Source organism: Maridesulfovibrio frigidus DSM 17176 (genome assembly GCF_000711735.1).
GTDB lineage: Bacteria > Desulfobacterota > Desulfovibrionia > Desulfovibrionales > Desulfovibrionaceae > Maridesulfovibrio > Maridesulfovibrio frigidus.
In genome coordinates, this window is the sequence record NZ_JONL01000010.1 from 117803 (window position 1) to 135148 (window position 17346).

Annotated in this window: 10 protein-coding genes; 2 read left to right on the forward strand and 8 right to left on the reverse strand. The window is 42.2% G+C overall.

Translation table 11 applies throughout. The annotated features are described in order from the left end of the window. Positions 1–8 precede the first annotated feature (8 nt). The 8 genes from BR06_RS19930 to BR06_RS0117410 form a co-directional block, all read right to left on the reverse strand. Positions 9–1154, reverse strand: coding sequence for a sugar transferase (locus BR06_RS19930; RefSeq protein WP_051677172.1), 1146 nt, complete (start codon positions 1152–1154; stop codon positions 9–11). Further along, positions 1151–2563, reverse strand: a complete 1413-nt coding sequence (locus tag BR06_RS0117380; protein WP_031485360.1) for a GumC family protein — start codon at positions 2561–2563, stop codon at positions 1151–1153. The genes BR06_RS19930 and BR06_RS0117380 overlap by 4 nt, the downstream gene beginning before the upstream one ends. 13 nt (positions 2564–2576) lie before the next feature. Next, positions 2577–3632 carry a polysaccharide biosynthesis/export family protein gene (locus BR06_RS0117385; RefSeq protein WP_051677173.1) on the reverse strand — a complete coding sequence of 352 codons (1056 nt, stop codon included), beginning with the start codon at positions 3630–3632 and terminating at the stop codon, positions 2577–2579. 7 nt (positions 3633–3639) lie between these two features. Continuing rightward, on the reverse strand, positions 3640–5685 hold the full coding sequence (locus tag BR06_RS0117390) for an SPOR domain-containing protein (protein ID WP_031485365.1): 2046 nt from the start codon (positions 5683–5685) through the stop codon (positions 3640–3642). A gap of 206 nt (positions 5686–5891) precedes the next feature. Then, a complete protein-coding gene (locus BR06_RS0117395) occupies positions 5892–7076 on the reverse strand; it encodes a hypothetical protein (protein WP_031485368.1) in 1185 nt (394 codons plus the stop codon). A gap of 45 nt (positions 7077–7121) precedes the next feature. After that, on the reverse strand, positions 7122–8069 hold the full coding sequence (locus BR06_RS0117400; RefSeq protein ID WP_084154239.1) for a glycosyltransferase family 2 protein: 948 nt from the start codon (positions 8067–8069) through the stop codon (positions 7122–7124). Between the two features lie 30 nt (positions 8070–8099). Then, positions 8100–9209 carry a hypothetical protein gene (locus BR06_RS0117405; protein WP_156952731.1) on the reverse strand — a complete coding sequence of 370 codons (1110 nt, stop codon included), beginning with the start codon at positions 9207–9209 and terminating at the stop codon, positions 8100–8102. A gap of 4 nt (positions 9210–9213) precedes the next feature. Beyond that, the gene (locus tag BR06_RS0117410; RefSeq protein WP_031485374.1) at positions 9214–10686 is read right to left on the reverse strand and encodes an oligosaccharide flippase family protein; all 1473 of its coding nucleotides are present in this window, start codon (positions 10684–10686) and stop codon (positions 9214–9216) included. Positions 10687–11049: 363 nt separating this feature from the next. Here BR06_RS0117410 and BR06_RS19935 point away from each other — a divergent pair, with 363 nt between their 5' ends. Both BR06_RS19935 and BR06_RS19940 read left to right on the forward strand, forming a co-directional pair. Further along, positions 11050–14865 carry a PAS domain S-box protein gene (locus BR06_RS19935; RefSeq protein WP_051677174.1) on the forward strand — a complete coding sequence of 1272 codons (3816 nt, stop codon included), beginning with the start codon at positions 11050–11052 and terminating at the stop codon, positions 14863–14865. A gap of 55 nt (positions 14866–14920) precedes the next feature. After that, positions 14921–17320, forward strand: coding sequence for a PAS domain S-box protein (locus BR06_RS19940; protein ID WP_051677175.1), 2400 nt, complete (start codon positions 14921–14923; stop codon positions 17318–17320). Positions 17321–17346 lie beyond the last annotated feature (26 nt).

Consider the following 17346-nt stretch of genomic DNA (forward strand, 5'->3'; position numbering starts at 1 on the left):
TAGACGGGTTATGCAATGCTCATTTTCAAATAATATTTGTCTATAATGTACTTCTGTAGGGGACTTTCGCTTTCGTAGATGATTACATATTCATATTGGTATTCACTACGGGGGGGAGTTGCTCTTTTTACTACCACTTGCCCTCTACCGTATGCCCGCTTGTTTTTAGATCTCCCTCCTTTTTTTAAAGAGGTCTCCATACGAATACTGTATATCTGGTCAGTCAATTTCTCATTTGTCCAAAAACGGCAATGAGTCTCGTTAATATCTTTAAGCAAGCCGGGTGCCAAATACCCTGCATATCTGTATGCAGGCGTCTTAGCGTGTTTATCCGTGTTCTCTTCAAAAGGCGCAAAGCAAATTTGAGCTTGCTCAAGTATTACGCGCTGTAGACGCCGTTTCTCAGTATAACGGTTTAGGAGTTTCGTGTTTATAATCCCATCCAGAAAAAGGCGTGCTACTTTTTTTGCCATGTTGCATATAAGAGCCCGTGTTCCGTAGCAGGCTATTTGTATGTCTTTTAAAAGCTGTCCTTCGCGCATGGAAAGGTTGTTATTAATATAAGCGCGGATGTGTTTTGGGGTGCTGTGCGGGGTAAACAGTTGGGTATAGCCCACCAAGCCTGGGTACATCAGGAAACGTCTATCATACCTAGGAATAGTGGCGCACAGCTTCTGATATACTTCCGGGCGAACCGGTCTCGGACCGACAAGAACCATGTCACCAAGCAGGACGTTTATAAACTGTGGAAGTTCATCCAGTCTGGTTTCACGTAGAAAGTTACCCAAGCGTGTATGCATTCCATGTTTTGAGCTGTAGATTTCAGCCCCTATTTTCTCCTGCGCACCTACAGGAAGAGTCCTGAACTTGAATATATAAAACATTGTTTTTTTATAACCAAGCCTTGCTCCACTATAAAAAATAGGGCCTGGGTCATATATCTTAATAAGGATTATTATAATCAAGAATGCTGGAAGTAAAAAAAGCAGGATAACTAAAGCCACAAGCTTGTTAATGACCATTCTGAGAGTGGAATTTTGCTTATTTTCATTCTGTAGAGGATTTTTATTAGTATCCTGAGAATCGCTTTGGCATGTTGTTTTTTGATCACCGGCGGCATTGTTTTGTGCCTCTACTTTTTCAATTAAATTCATGTCTTAGTGGCCTTTTTGTCCGTCGCGTGAGGGTCAAGTACCCATCTAGGGATAGTAAATATAGTTTCCAACCCTGCGTACTTTTCTGAATCTTCGGGAGTTTTGAATGTGTGATCAAAAAATTCTTTAATGAATCCAAGGCTGAGGCCGGTTATAAAACCTGCCAGCAGGGCAATGGGCAACAACATTTTGACATTTGGGAAGACTGCTTTGCCTGTGGTCATGGGGGTGCTTAGCACCGAAACCCGGAATAAAGCTCCAACATCATTGCTTCCGCCTATTCGTGCTTCTTCAAGACGTTTTGCAAATGTCCCATAAGAGTGCTTTAATAAGTCTATTTCTCGTTGGATGCGCTGCTGCTGGATGAGCTGAGTATGCAATTCAACGTTTCGGATTGAAATTTCGTTGAGGCGTTGGTTGATAATGCTGATTCTCTCGATACCACTATCGAGTATGTTACGTTGATTTTCGACGTATTCCTTCATTTCGTTGCGTAATCTACCGTATATATTTTGTATTTGTTCCCGTATAGCTACCGATTTGGGGTGTGTTTTCGTGTATATTCGCAGCAAGTTACCTTCTTCAATTATTAGCTTTTGAAGTTTTTCACTCAACTGGTTGATGCTGATGTTCTCAATAAAAGAGAAAAAGTTCAGGCTCTTAGACCGGAGAGAGTTGTCAAGATGGTCAATGAGTCCTTCGCGTTCAACTATGTCATTTTCAAGCTGACTAAGTTGCTGTTCCATATCCCGCTTACGAGTAAGGTTGTGCTCTATTTCAACATTGGGGTTGGGAGCTCCAGTGCGGCCGACTAGTTCTATTAGTTTTGTTTCGTTACCCTCAAGGTCTTTCTTGAAGCGGTCGACTTGATCGGAAAAGAATTGTTTAACTTTTCCTGGATTGTATATACCCCCACGGTAGCTGACATAGGCGGTTATGATATGATCTAGAGTTATTTTAGCCTTTTCGGCGTCGGTGCCGGATATTGCGACTTCAATAATATTTGAATTTGGAACAACATTTATATCAAGTTTTTTTTGTAGCTGTATAACTTTTTGAGAAATGATATCAGGGTCTAAGTCCTCTTGTGTATAGTACTCGTCATTTGCAACCATAGTACGGATTGTGTTTTCCAATACGTCTGGTGACATCAAAATTTGGACTTCTGAAGCAAGGTCTTCTTTGTTAAGCTCAAAATTTCTTATTTGTGTATCTTCCAAAGCTTCTGGGCTTTTTTCAACTTTTTTACCTTTAACTAGAACCTCAGCAACTGCGGAATATTGTGGAGGCCAGAAAAGACCCACCAGTGCGGCGAAAAGCACAAAGGTAACAGTAGTACTAAGTATCAGATTTTTCTGAACAAAGAATATCGTGACTATTTCACGGAGATGATTTTCAGTTCTTATCATAAATTATACTCATCTAGTTACTAATACCAAAGGTGTCACCACCGAATGAAATTCCCCATCCGCGGAACATTATAATCTGGCTGATAGCTTCTGACATTCTGCTTGCTTCATAAACACCGGATTCAGCAACGTAAACAATATCATCAGGCATGAGATAGAAGAAATCACCCCCTGTCGGTGAAGACATCGCTTTGGCAAGGTTTGCAACAGTAGATTTGAACTGATTGCCCTTGCGACGGAAAACCATAATATCATCTAAACTGGCTTCAGGAGTAGCTCCTTGGGCCAGAGCCAGGGCTTGAAATATTGTGATCGGTTTGTTGATTTTGTATGATCCTGGTTTGAGAACTTGGCCAAGAACATAGACCGTGCTTCCGGCATGGTCCTGCAGAAACAGGTCAACGTGTAGCCCTTTAAGGTATGATTTATAAAAAGTATCCAGCTCTTTTTTTACTTGTTGCATAGATTTGTTGGACACCATCAAATCTCCAAGCATAGGAAAAGTTGCGTATCCGTCCGGGCGAACTGTAACCAGTCGGCTTAAACCTCGGGAAGCAGTGTGTAGATCTTTTTTTAATTCTTTAATGCGTTCGCGGAATTCATCAACTGTCACGTATAATTGTGGATCGCGAAGAAACTTGGAATACTTTTTTTTCAGATTGTCCTGAAGCTGACCTGGGGACTGATTAATTACGCTTACGTCTCCAACGTAGGCAAGGGTGATCTTTCCGTCCGGCCTTACGCGTTGAGTTTCGTTCAGGTCAGGAAGCTGAACAAATTTAATTGTGAGCGTGTCATTGGCTGTAATTATATACTTCTCAACTTCATGCAGAGTCTTGATTTGGAAAAGAACATCAAGGACATCTCCTGGAGTGAGTGAGTAGCTAGGGAAAAGGCCGCTTGTAGGCGGGTATATCCCTTTATCAGCACTAAAGGTGGTAGTGCCAATATCAGTTTCCTGCCCTGGTACTAGAGCCGAGCGGGGAGAACAAGCTGACAACAGTGCTATGAGCAAGGTTGTTAGAAGCAAGTAGGAAATGATATTTATTTTTTTATGTAAATTAACCATAATGACGTTATATTTTCCCGTACAAGAAGCGGGGAATGTAAAAATTTCTTTTGTTGAGTACTACACCCAGTACATTGCCTTTTATGCGCTGGATCTTTTCTATGCTGTTCTGCACGAGTTCCCATTTAGTGTGCTCAGCTTCAACAGCAATTAACACTCCGTCAAAACATGCTGAGATCAAGGCCGTGTGAGGAGTTCCCCACATGGATGAACCGTCAAAAATTATATATTTATAAGAATTTTGAAGTTCGGAAAGAATATTTTTAAGGACCTCGGGGTTATCCAATTTTCCGGAATTTCCATTACTGGTGCCATATGGAATAAAAGATAGTCGTGGGTAAGCTGTTTCAATAATAGTATCTTGAATTTCAATTCCGCCATTAAGGACATTAAAAAGACCTGGTCCCATGGGGGTGCCAAGGAGGCTATGAAGCTCTGGATTCCCGACAGATCCATCAATCAGAAGGACAGTGTTAGCGCTGCCTTTCATCAGGGAGTAAGCTAGGCTCAGGGCTGTTATCGTTTTACCATCTCTTCTTGATGCACTTGTTATATAGATAGATTTAACATCACTGTTTAAGGCAACGAGGTTTTCTTCCGCCAGAATGGATTGGTTCATGTTGTTTTGCAGAAGCTGTTCCAGTTCCGGTACTAGCTTGAGGGCTGACTTTTCAGTTTGAAAGAATCCCTTAGTTTTAGCTCTATTGACGGGCCTTTTTTGGAAAAAACTGCGCAATAATATAAATATACAGGCTATAGCCGTAAAAGAGAGTGCTATATTTGCGAACATAGCTGAAAAAACACCTTCATCAGCTAAAGCCGTTGCATTGGTTTTAAATCTTGAAATGATATTATCTGTATCGTGACTATCAATAACGCTTGGTACAACACTTGATTTTATTACTTGTGGATCTTCTTGAAATTCGACTACATCGTAATTCTTTTGAAGTGGTGCGAGATCAGCTATTGCCGTGTCAGTTTCGTACTCGGAACTAGCTAGCTCGACAGCCTGTTCATAGGGTAGTGGTGTTGCCAACTGAGAAGGTTCTACAATTTCAATTGTATCCGGACCCTCTTGTCTGTTTATAACGGGGGCCGCAACAGGCTCAATAACAACCTGTTCTATAACAATAGGTTCTATAACAACCTGAACATCTTTTTGCTCTTTTGGGATTGTATCGGCTATATTTTCATCCTTATCTGGATGCACCAAGCGGTTTGCAATTATTTTTGCCTTTACCACGTATGGACCTTCTTCTATATCGAAATTCGTCAGAGCCTGTTCTGCGGCTGCATGTGTTTTATAAATACCTACCCTAACCGCGTATCTCGAAGATATTTGTTCTATTCGTAGGGTATTGGATAATTTCGGAAATAAATCATTGAACGTTGCAAACTCGTTTAGTGCTTCATCCTTTGATTCAGGACTTGCCAATTGGATTGAATAGCATGTCTTTTCTGACGCCAGATAACTGCTTAGTGTGGCGGGCTGGGAATTTAGAACTTTATCCTGAATGTTTTTAGGATCTTTTGGAGATTCTGATCCTATTATGCTAGCAATGTCGGTTGGATATACCAATCTTTCCTCTAGAATATTAGGATGTATGATATACCCCCCCTTAGAGAAGGAGCGTACTGCATCCAAGACCGCTTTCGCTTTATGCTTATCTTTGTAAGCCCCAACACGGAGTGGGTATTGCGATAGAATTTTTTCTATACGTAAGCCTTGGCTGTATTCTGGGAACTTGTGGATGAAATTAGTATAACTTTTTTTTGCTCTATCTGCGGTAGAGTACGTATCCAGTTGAATAGAGTACCACTGGGGAAGGTGTTGGTCCTTATTGGATTTTGCCAACGCAGACATCGGTTTTAAGGCAATAGAAAACGCCAGAGCAAGAATTAACAAAGTAAAGACGCAAAAAAGCTTCCCGATCGAATTTCGATCAGAAGCAAAATTATGTTTTAAATGTACCATAACTGAATGTTGAAATTTTAAGATAGGCACCTGGAATGCTTTAGCAACATTCTTTTTGGTGCTTTTAATTCTCGGCAAATGAACTCCCTTCAATACTCCGGCCGAAATATAATAGCTTAAATTGTCTATTTATTCGTGAACCATTTAAAAAATATTAAACTTTTTAAATGGTTATTTATTACCGCTCCCCTATGATCACAACTAGTGCATTTTAGAATGCAAATCAATAGAAAAAGGGCGGAGAATCGCGCTCCGCTGCGGGTTTATAACACGAAAAAAATAGATTATTTTCTGATGCGAACTCGAGCAGATGCTCGGCCAAGTCCGTTATAGTTTACAGCCCGTATAACGTAGTCGCAACCAGGGAGCAAATTTCCTGTCCAGCTTGTGCCTTCTATACCGCGTGCGACAACTTTGTAGTCAGAACCTTCACATCTTCTTTCAACTTGGTAACGGTTGGCAAAACGCACACTCTTCCAAGTAATAATTCCGTTATTCTCACGCGCTTCAGCAGGTGGAGGTAGCAATGACGGTGTGCGAAGGTCCAACACTCGAAAGGCAGAGTATGGTATCGCTCGAATGGTCTTAGGAAGTAAGGTTTTACCCCATTGGGCAGTCCCTTCGTACTCAGCATATATTTTTGGGTGTCCGCTGGTATCAATGAGTATCATGCCGTATTCTTGTAACGCTCTGGCTATTATACATCCTGTTCGGTCAAGTCCCCATGCTTTGAAGTCGGCTTCGCTCAGACTTGGGTCCAACTGCAAGCGCGTCCCCATTGGAGGATTGGGGAACATATCTCGTCCATCACTTCGGGTAGATGGAGGTATGTTTAAGCGGCTGGGGTAGTTCATACCAAAGGCAATAGCGTGTTCAATTTTGCCTCGCTTAATCTCCCACGGGCGGATCAATCCGACAAGATAAGGTACACCTGCTCCACGGCTAAGAAAGCCGTAAGGAGGGATTCCTTTCCATTTGGTATTGTACTTGTATAAATTGGTACATATCCAGCTGTTACCTGATTTTTCAATGCGCCAGAATCCCCATTCTTCTCCTGTATCAGGGTTCCAGACAATGATTTGTCCATCTCGGCCTGCTGCAGGTTTTGCATCAGCCGGAATTGGTGCGGAAATGATGCCGGCTTTATGAACTTTTACTCTTCTGCCTTTGCGGGTTACTTCAGAAAATTTGCCAGAATACACGACTTTGGACATGGGAGTTTTGCTGTTCACAATATAGACAGGCATGGTGTAACGGGTTGCGTCAGATCCGAACACTCCGTTCATGGCATCTGTATATCCACTGCTGTATGCATCATAGGAAGGATTCGGTCCGATGGGCATGTTCCAAGGGCTGTCATCTGCGTAGGGGCGAACCTCTCCGCTTGCTTTCTTCGCAGTTGCAGCAGAGACAAATAGCATTAACTGCAGGGTCAATATAATAATAGGGAAAACAACTTTTTTGGTCATGAAAGCTCCGTATGATCTAAGTTTAAGCATAGGTAGAGGGAACATTTATGGTTCAATTTTTCCGCGTAAAAGAAGATTGATTGCATCAAGGATTCCTAGAACCCTACGCCACTCCTCTTTGGATAGCTTGAGGCTGGCAATTACTGTTCTGTCTAGCAGATAACCGAAAACTGCCCATGCAAAAAACATCTTGCTCCATGAATTTTTCTGGAGAAAATCACGGAAGAAAAGCCACCTTCCAATTATGAATTTTCGTCCCCATGTGCGCTTATCCGGACGCATAGTCGAAGATTCTAGATGAACGAGTCTCGCTTTTGGGGTAAATAATAGGCGATACTTGCGCGAAACTCTATAGCTAAAATCTTTGTCTTCTCCGAAGCCAAATTTTCTATAGGCATCTGTAAAAACAAATTCGTTAAAAATTTCCCGCCGATAAGAACTTACCCCTCCATCTAAAAAGTCCACTTCGGTTGTTTTCATCAGAGGGTAGGGAGTGGTTCCAAAGTCAGTACCAAACCCTGAGGGCAGAACTTTTCCTTCATTGAAACCGCAGACTAAGAAAGGAATATTCCACATACGTCTTGCTTTACGGATGAAGGTTAATTGGGGTTTGTTGGTAATAGCTCCGCCGACCCCGCCAACATTATTATCCGGGTCATTACTATAAGCTTTCATTATTTCAGCAAGATATTCGTTTTCCAGAATAACATCATCATCCAGAAAAAAAAGAATATCTTGTGTGGCAAGCGATACTCCGAGATTCCGCGACTCTGTCAGCCCGGGTTTGTCTTTGCGTACATAGTGGCAGCTGATTCCGGCATGCTCGAGCTCATCCCAAAGCGGGACCGATTCAAGGTTTCCATCGTCCACCACGATAAGCTCTTCAGGTCGTTGGGTCTGGCTGAGAATGGAGCGTAGACAATTTTCAAGGTCATAGGGTCGATTGTATGTCGGTATAATTAAGCTTGCTGTATTCAATACTTTAATTCTCATAGCTGTGTTCGGAGTTGTCGAAGGATAAGTTCAGTTGCTTTTAGTTTTAGAAATAGATTTAGTAATACTAATTTCATTCTTTAGCTGGAGATACTGCGAGTTAAAATCCTGTGTCCCCGACAAGGAGATCATATAAAATGTTCCAGAGTCGATATTATCATCTAGTATTTTATGCTCCTGATTAAGTGAGTACTTATTGTATAGTACGCTGAACCTTCGAAAATTGTGGTAAACTTTGTGCGTTAAGTCCAATACCGACTGTAATTGATCTATAAGCTGTTTCCGCAACAGAACTGAGGAATAATACTTGTCGGCCGGAGTTAGACAAATCCAGTGCGAAATAGGGGCTATATTTACCGCATCAATTTCAGAACGAAAGTCTTCTGGAGTGACTCGTATGTACGGATTTGCCAGCCTGTTTATTTTTTGACTGGACTGAAGAATCTTAGGCATATGTGGCAGTAATCTGTACAGAGTTTGGCGGAATAATTTCTTTATTGGTTTTTCCGGCTTGGTTTCTTTGTAAACATCACTGAATTTTTTTAAATGATAGTGGTGCATAACAAGATGCCTGCGAAAACACATAGCTCGGTTCTTATGTAGGATAAATGTATTATCGCTCAGGTAACTCCATCCGTCGTGCAGGAGATTCATCAATATGCTGGTTTTTCCGGCTCCGCTTATTCCTGTCAGCACAACAGCCTTGCCGTCCTGTACAACGACAGCTCCTTTGCAGAGAAGGGCGTTTGAAGTGTCGCGCAGAATTATATCGACTCCTGTAAAGAGCATATCAAGCACTGCGCTTGCGCATTTTTTACGATTTGTGAAATATAGGGTGTAAGGTTCCTGCAGAGTCAGTAGGCAGTCTGGTTTATTTCGATGAAGGAGTACTGCGTATAGTTTGTCCTTGTATTCCAAAATATAGTGCTGTTCCATCAAATTTTTTCTTTTTTGAAAGAGATGGGGAGGAAGTTCTAATTGTGAGATTGGTTTTAGATGTAAGTTAGTCGCGGGAGTATCATCAGTCTCCATGAAATGTCCGTAATCGTTTACTAATGCTGTAACTAAGTGTTTTGGCAGATTGCTACCTTGTATTCGGAGCAAATCATATATTTTGAAATCTACTGCTGTTTTTGTCATTGGTTCAGCTCTCACTATGTTTTTTCCAGAAACGAAGCCCTTCAAGTTCGGGGAATCGGCTAATTGCTAGTAAGGTAACAAGTGCCACAATTGGCATATATACGACTAACCCGAGTGCATTTGCACTAAGGGATGACCACTGTGATCCTGCCAGCATACGATAACTTACTAAAAGCAGATACATGAGGGTGGCCGGGAGTGCCAAAAGAAAAATCAAACGTGTCCAGTTTGCTGCTTTATATCCGGCTTGCTGTTGAATAAAGCGGAGTAACAAGCTGAATAGTAGAGCAAGTGAAATTGTGGAAGAGATTGCCACTCCTTCGATCCCAAAGCCGGCGTAAGCTGCTGTTGCGCAAAGGAGTACATTTACCACCAGCACTATGCCCGCAGGGCGCAGAGCTGCCAACTGCCAGTTCTGTGCGACAATGATGCCTCGTGTTATATAGCAAAGCCCAAGAAAAAAAGAGCCAGTCATTAATATCTGGGTTGCCGGAATGCCAGCCGCGTATTTTGGTAGTAACCAACTAATCACTATGGGGGAGCCAAAGAATGCTCCGCCTACAAGAAAGGGCATCAAGTATGCGGTATTGATCAGTGGTCTGATGAGAAATTCTTGAAGGTTTTCACTTGCTGTCTTTGAAGATAGCGACTGCATTAGTCTCGGTTCAATAACTTCTCGGCTGACTGTAGGCAGTTGCATGAGAAGGTTGAAAATCATGGCGCCCACACCATAGTATCCTAATTGTTCGTTACCCATAAATCCAGAAATAATTAAGCGGTCTGTTGTGCGAATGAACATAAGCACGACACCTAGAGCCATGATGGGGAACCCTTTGCGTATTAGGTCTACGTATGTGTTCCAATTGAATTTAAAACCTGGACTTACAAGGGTTGGAGCTCTCAAGAAGGCTGCTACAAAGAGTACGCTGGTGATCATGGATACAAATAATCCGTAAATTTCAAAGAAATATACAAGAGGTAGGGTCGCAAATGTGGCCGTTGCCGCAAGATAGTTGGTGCGCCCTACAAGATCAAATCTTTGCCGCGCCTTGAGAAGGGTAACGCAAAAATCATTATGCCATGTGATTAAGATAACCATCCCGATGGCAAGAATCCCAGTTCGTTCTTCGGGGGAGACGGCCTCAGGCCAAGATATACCAATGAAAAATAGGATGAAAAGTATATTCGCACCGAGGTTACCGAAGAAAATGGAGCCTTCAACTGCTGCAATTTCGCGTTTTCTACCTTCAGCTATCATTTGCGGTATTGAGTAGCGGGCAGAGGTGCTAGATCCAAGATGGACGTAAGAAGCATAGTTAGGAATGATCTTGAGAAGGCTGAATAGGCCGAATTGTTCTGGAGTGAGAAATTTGGGGCGGAGCACGGCCACAAGGAGGCCAATTATTTGTTTTAGGAGCATGCTGCTGAAGTAATGGGCTATCTCTTTTCCTAAGGATTCCTGTCTCTTACTCCCCATATTTTAGTTTTCTCCAAGTTGTGTTGCTAAACGTGAAAGAGATAACATTTATATAGCTGTTTGAATCGTGTCAATGCAAAGGCTGTAGTTATACAGTTATATTTGCTCTCGAGCATGGATATATTAATGAAGACCTCTGCAGTAGTCAGGTGTTTAGAAGTTTACGAGAAGATATATAGCGAGCATATATTGTAATACATTATGACTTCAAGGGGGATGGGTGCTTTGGGGCCCATTAAAAAATCCCCCAAGAATAAATTTTAATGTTATATAAATTTTAGAAATACAATTTATATATCGTTCAGTGGCTTGGTCGTTTCAATGTTTTAAAGGACGTCTGGCCATGGGGGAATTAGTGTAAATATGAACTATATAAGCAAATTAGGTTTCCTAATTTTTTCGTTCTTAATTTTAAGTAGTTCCAGCGCATGGGCGGAAAAAAAAGTTACTTTGCAACTCCGCTGGGACTATCAATACCAGTTTGCCGGGTATCTTGCCGCCAAATGGATGGGGTATTATAGTCAGGAAGGCTTAGATGTAGAAATTAGGTCGGCTATCACCCCACAGAATGAGATTCTCTCGGCTATTACAGAAGTAGATAAAGGGCGTGCTCAGTTCGGCATTGGTGCCGCTGATGTTCTTATCGCACGAGATAAGGGAATCCCTTTGGTTCTCGTGTTATCAATTTTTCAGCAGAGCCCGGCAGCTTTCTACGCTTTGGCCGAAACTCCTATCAACTCTCTGGCTGATTTCGCTCGGCTTAAGGTCGCGAGAAGGGTCAACGATCTTATCGATGTAGAGCTGCAAGCCATGCTAAGATCCGAAGGGATTGATCCGGAAGCAGTCATTCCTCACAAGCATACTCCTGGAATATCAAATCTTCTCAATGGGAAAGTGGACATTGTTCCGGGCTATAGTATTTCTTTTCCTTACGAACTTTCGGAAGCTGGAATCACCCCCCGCATCATTAATCCTTCTCAGTATGGTATCGATTTCTATGGAGATTCATTATTCACGACTGAGAACGTGATCGAGAGTGACCCTGATATGGTTGAGGCGTTTATGCGCGCAAGTATTAGGGGATGGAAATATGCCCTTAATCATCCGCAGGAGATAGCAGATAGAATAGTAGCGGAGTTGCCTCGGATCGCCCCGGTTAATGATTTAAAGAAATTTAATACTTTTCAAGCAAAAGGGGTCTATGATCTCACTTTGTATCCCGTCGTTGACTTGGGGCATATAAATTCTGATCGGTGGAGTAAGATACATCAATACTTGAAAAAAACTGGCCTTGTTAAAAATAAATTTGATTCTCTTAAGTTTATATACGCACCAGAAAAACGTAAGTTGGCAGAAAAAGAGCGATTTGAGCGGATTATCCTTGTTGGTTTAGCTCTTATCTCTTTGGTACTAGTGCTTGCATTGTTGTGGATTCACTCACTTCGTCGATTAATAAAATTAAAAATAAATACAATAAAAGAAAGTGAACAACGCTTTGATCTAGCAATGGCTGCTGCTCAGGATGGTTTGTATGATTGGAACCTTGTAACCAACGAAATTTACTATTCACCGGGTTGGAAAAAAATGTTGGGCTATGATGACGATGAACTGTCCAATGATGTTAGCATATGGGAAAACCTAACTAAGCCCGAGGATGTTGAGCTATGCTGGAAAATGCAACAGGAAATGATCAATAAGGTTCGTGAGCGTTTTGAAATTGAATTCAAGATGCAGCATAAAGAAGGTCATTGGGTAGACATTCTAAGTCGGGCTAAAGCCATTTTCAATGCTGAAGGAAAGGCAGTGAGAATGATTGGAACCCACGTGGATATAACTGATCTCAAGCAGGCTAATGCTGAGCTTAAAAGCAGTGAAAAACGATTCCGCTTGATGTTCGAAAACGCACCGCTTCCATACCAGTCTCTAAACGAACACGGTTACTTTCTAGATGTAAACAAGAAATGGTTGCAGACTTTGGGGTACACCAAGGACGAAGTCGTCGGGAATTGGTTTGGAGACTTTCTCATAGATAGCTCTAAAGAAGATTTTGATAGAAACTTTCCAATGTTTAAGGATGCATGCCTCATCAATGGTGTTGATTTCAAAATGATGCATAAAGATGGAAAGGAAAGGGATGTCTCCTTTACCGGAAGAGTGCAACTTGATGAGAATGGGGCGTTTGCGTGTACGCATTGTATCTTTTCGGATATTACTAAACAAAAACAAGTGGATGAATCTCTTAGAAGGAGTGAGGTGCGTCTTCAAGAAGCTCATCGTTTGGCCAAGGTCGGTAGTTGGGAATTCGACCTTCAGACGGGAGAAATATGGGGTTCAGATGAAGGTTTTGATATATACGGGATCGAACATCCTACTTCAAACCTGCTTCCCGTTGATGATATAGAGGCGTGTATTCCTGAAAAAGAACGAGTTCATCAGGCCCTTGTTGATTTAATTGATAAAGATAAGCCATACAGTCTTGAATTTGATATTCAACCAGCTGACGGTTCAGCTCGTAAGCAGATTATTTCGAAAGCAAAGATTGAACGAGACAACAAAGGAAATCCCTTACGAGTGTACGGAGTAATTCAGGACATTACAGAACTCAAACGGTCACAATCTGATTTGGCTAAGAGTGAAGCCTATTTGCGCAAGGTTGTGACCAAGACTCCACACCCAATGGCTATTTTGAATTCCGCTTATACCGAAGTATTATTTTACAATGATTCTTTTACTAAAACTTTCGGATATACGCTTGATGATGTTCGTACCGCCCAAGAGTGGTGGGAAGCGGCTTACCCAGACCTCGAATATAGGGCCAAAGTAATACAATCATGGATGAGCGTTGTGAAAGAGGCCTCAGAAACAAATCAGGAAATTACTCCGCAGGAATGGCGCATGCGGCGTAAGGATGGAGAGTTCAGGGATGCTGAGTTCACACTTATGCCTTTGGATAAGGAATTTCTCATTTGTGTGACTGATTTGACGGAATATAGAGCGTTGGTGGATTCCTTGAAGAACGCGAAGGAAATGGCCGAGGCTGCGAATCACGCCAAGTCGGAGTTTCTGGCTAACATGAGCCATGAAATACGTACTCCGATTAATGGCATTATGGGTATGCTTCAACTCTTGCAAATGACCACACTTAACGAAACCCAACAAAAATATGCCGCCATTGGAATTGAATCATCCAAACGTTTGACCCGGCTGCTTTCAGATATTCTTGACTTGTCGAGGGTTGAAGCCGGAAAAACTCAGATTCAATCCGCCCCCTTTCAACTTGAGAAAGCTGTCCGGGAAGTTATGCAGTTGTTTTTGCCCAACGCCAATCAAGCCAATGTGGAACTTCGCCTGCATTTTGATTCAGATGTCCCTCCCTGGGTTATGGGCGATAAGGTCCGCTTACAGCAAATATTTACTAACCTGATCGGCAATGCTTTGAAATTTACCCACTCGGGAAGTGTTACAGTAGAGGCTAGTCTTTTGGCTTCTCCGCGACAGGAGTATGCCCGAATTCTGTTTTCAGTTGTGGATACGGGCATGGGCATATCAGAAGAAGTTGCTGAGATCTTGTTTGAACCTTTTACCCAAGGTTCAGAGGACTTTAGACGTGGCCAGCATGGAGCGGGACTTGGGTTGTCTATCTGTAAGCGGCTGATAGGAATGATGGACGGCGGTATTTCAGTGGAGAGTGAATTGGGCAAAGGAGCTTCTTTCTATCTAAGCATACCGTTCATAGTGGCTGAAAGCCAAGCCTCACGCTCTTCGGCCTTGGCAGAAATTGAAAACTTTGATTGTTCAAGTGTGCGAGTTCTCTTGGCGGAAGATGATAGAGTCAGCAGTTTGGCAGGCGCAAGGCTTTTGGAAAATCTCGGTTGCATTGTTAAACCGGTCACAAATGGAGCAGCGGTTATAGATGCGCTGAAAGATGACTCTTTTGATATTGTGTTCATGGATGTCCAAATGCCAATCATGGACGGTATTGAAGCAACACAAGCAATCAGATGCGGGGAAGCCGGTGACGAAACAAAGAATATTCCTATTATAGCGATGACAGCATATGCAATGAGTGGCGATAGGGAGAAATTTATTGATAGTGGCATGAATGATTATATTGCCAAGCCTGTTAGTATTCACAGCTTAAAAGATGGGTTGAAGCGGGTTTTGTATAGAAAGCAATAAGCATCTACCTTAATGCACTTACAATTGGCACATAATATCATCTCCGGGGGAGGATATGAACCACGACAAAGCATACATACTTATTCTGGATGATGACCCAACAAATTTGCATCTGTTGAAAGCGATGTTGGAAATGGAGAGCAATCTTGTTGCAATATGCGCCACCACTGGAGAGGAAGCTCTACAACTTTTTGAGGAGCACGAATATGCTTTAGCCATCCTCGATATGCTCTTACCCGGCATTGATGGGCTAGAGGTTCTTAGGCGTATGCGCGAGAGCGAGATTCTGCGCAAGATCCCCGTTTTATTTGTCACTGCTGTTTATAAGGATTCGGATAGTATTGCTGAAGGATACAAGCTTGGAGCTGCAGATTATATATTCAAGCCTGTAAATATTAATATTCTAATCAGTAAAGTACGGCTTTTTGTAAACCTCTATTTCAACCGAAAGGCTCTTGAAGAAAGCGAGCAGCTCCTAAAAAAACGAAGCATTGAGGCGGATGAAAGCCGCAAGTACTTTCGTTCGTTGTTTGAATATATGCCATCGGGACTTGTCGTATATGAATCATTTAATCAAGGCTCTGATTTTATTATCAAAGATATGAATCCAACCGCAGAAGCATTAGCAAATGTAACTTTTGAAGATGTACGCGGCAAACTGGTCTCCGAGGTATTTCCCAGCATCCTCGAAACAGATCTTATGGATGTATTTTACCGCGTGTGGAAAACGGGTGAAAATGAAGTGTTGCCGCATATCCGGTATATCGGATCCAATGGTGAACGGTTTTACGAGAATAACGTTTATAGACAGCCAAACGGCGAGCTGGTTGCTATTTTCAACGATGTTACTGAGCGAATAAAAGTTAAGCAAAGAATACAAAGGAGTGAAGCTATTCTAGCCTTGACCCAGCATCTTTCAAAGGTGGGCGGCTGGGAATTGGAGCTGGACACCATGAAACTGTATTGGACATATGAAACGTATCGTATCCATGAAGTCGAGCGAGATTTTATACCCAATTTGGATAATGCGCTTGATTTCTATAAGCCGCAACATCAATCAATCATAGCCGAGGCCGTCAAACGTTGTATTGAAGAAGGTGAACCATTTGACCTCGAACTAGAAATTGTGACTGCCAAAGGCCGTAAGTTGTGGGTCAGAGCTCTGGGTGAACCTGTTTATACAAATAGTCGTATCGTCAAGATCGGAGGCGCTTTTCAGGATATAAGTGAACAAAGAGCCAGAATAGAGCAGGAGGAGCAAGCTCGGGAGAAGTATCAGCTATTATATGGATCAATCCGGGATGCAATAATTATTGCCGACATGGATCGCCTTGTCGTCGATATGAACCCGGCTTTCAGTGATTTATTTGGCTACAGTTTAGATGATATCAAGGGTCAAAAAACCTTGGTAGTTTATGAAAACGAATCCGAATTTGAACGAATGGGCGATTTTATAAGGCGAGATGGAAAATCGGGAAAGAGCATCGTTTTTACCATGCGTTTTCGAAAAAAATCAGGAGAGGTGTTCTCGGGAGATACCGCTATCTTTGCTGTTCGTGACGCAAACGGAAGTGTTACAGGTTTTATGGGATTGATCAGGGATATAACAGAACGAAAGGAGCTTGAAAGACAGCTTGCATACGCTCATAAGCTCGAATCCATAGGCCTTCTGGCAGCTGGTGTGGCTCATGAAATAAACACTCCCATTATGTACGTCTCAGGAAATATGAAGTTTCTAAAAGACTCTTTTGGCAGTATTGTCCAATTGCTTGAAAAGCAGAAAGAACTCTATGAATCTGTCAAGAATAATCAAAACGCAACTTCCCTTCTGCCTGACATAGAGAAGGCAATAGAGTCTTCGCAATATGACTACATGCTAGAGGAAATACCTCAGGCAATCTCCGATTCTCAGGAAGGTGTTGATCGTATATCACACATTGTTCAAGCCATGAAAAAGTTTTCTCATCCAGGAATGGAAGCAATAACACTGGTAGACGTCAAGGATGCAATTGAAAACACCATTACAATCGCTAGTAATGAATGGAAATATGACTCCACGGTGGTAACTGACTTTCCAAAAGACATTCCCATGATCGAATGCGTACCCGGAGATTTTAATCAGGCTATTCTCAATGTGCTGGTCAACGCTGCGCATGCCAACTCTGCCATGGCCAAGAAGAATGGAGGAAAGGGAACCATTTCTATATCTGTAGCTACGGATAGGGATTCCCTGAAAATATGCATCAGCGACACGGGTAAGGGTATCTCGTTAGAAGATGAAAATAAAATTTTTGACCCATTTTTCACCACAAAGGAGGTGGGAAAAGGTACGGGGCAGGGGCTTTCCATAACGCACACTATCGTGAAAAAACACGGTGGCACAATTACGTTCAACTCCATAGAAAATAAGGGGACAACCTTTTGCCTTCGGTTTCCCATAAAACAAAAGGCTTGAAACTAAGCTTTTAAGGAATGAACCTG

Bases quoted from the DNA above. Each gene is read 5' to 3' on its own strand.
- BR06_RS0117405 (WP_156952731.1), bottom strand. From the start codon at position 9,209: ATGACAAAAACAGCAGTAGATTTCAAAATATATGATTTGCTCCGAATA.
- BR06_RS0117410 (WP_031485374.1), bottom strand. From the start codon at position 10,686: ATGGGGAGTAAGAGACAGGAATCCTTAGGAAAAGAGATAGCCCATTAC.
- BR06_RS19935 (WP_051677174.1), top strand. From the start codon at position 11,050: ATGAACTATATAAGCAAATTAGGTTTCCTAATTTTTTCGTTCTTAATT.
- BR06_RS0117385 (WP_051677173.1), bottom strand. From the start codon at position 3,632: ATGGTTAATTTACATAAAAAAATAAATATCATTTCCTACTTGCTTCTA.
- BR06_RS19940 (WP_051677175.1), top strand. From the start codon at position 14,921: ATGAACCACGACAAAGCATACATACTTATTCTGGATGATGACCCAACA.
- BR06_RS0117380 (WP_031485360.1), bottom strand. From the start codon at position 2,563: ATGATAAGAACTGAAAATCATCTCCGTGAAATAGTCACGATATTCTTT.
- BR06_RS0117395 (WP_031485368.1), bottom strand. From the start codon at position 7,076: ATGACCAAAAAAGTTGTTTTCCCTATTATTATATTGACCCTGCAGTTA.
- BR06_RS0117400 (WP_084154239.1), bottom strand. From the start codon at position 8,069: ATGAGAATTAAAGTATTGAATACAGCAAGCTTAATTATACCGACATAC.
- BR06_RS19930 (WP_051677172.1), bottom strand. From the start codon at position 1,154: ATGAATTTAATTGAAAAAGTAGAGGCACAAAACAATGCCGCCGGTGAT.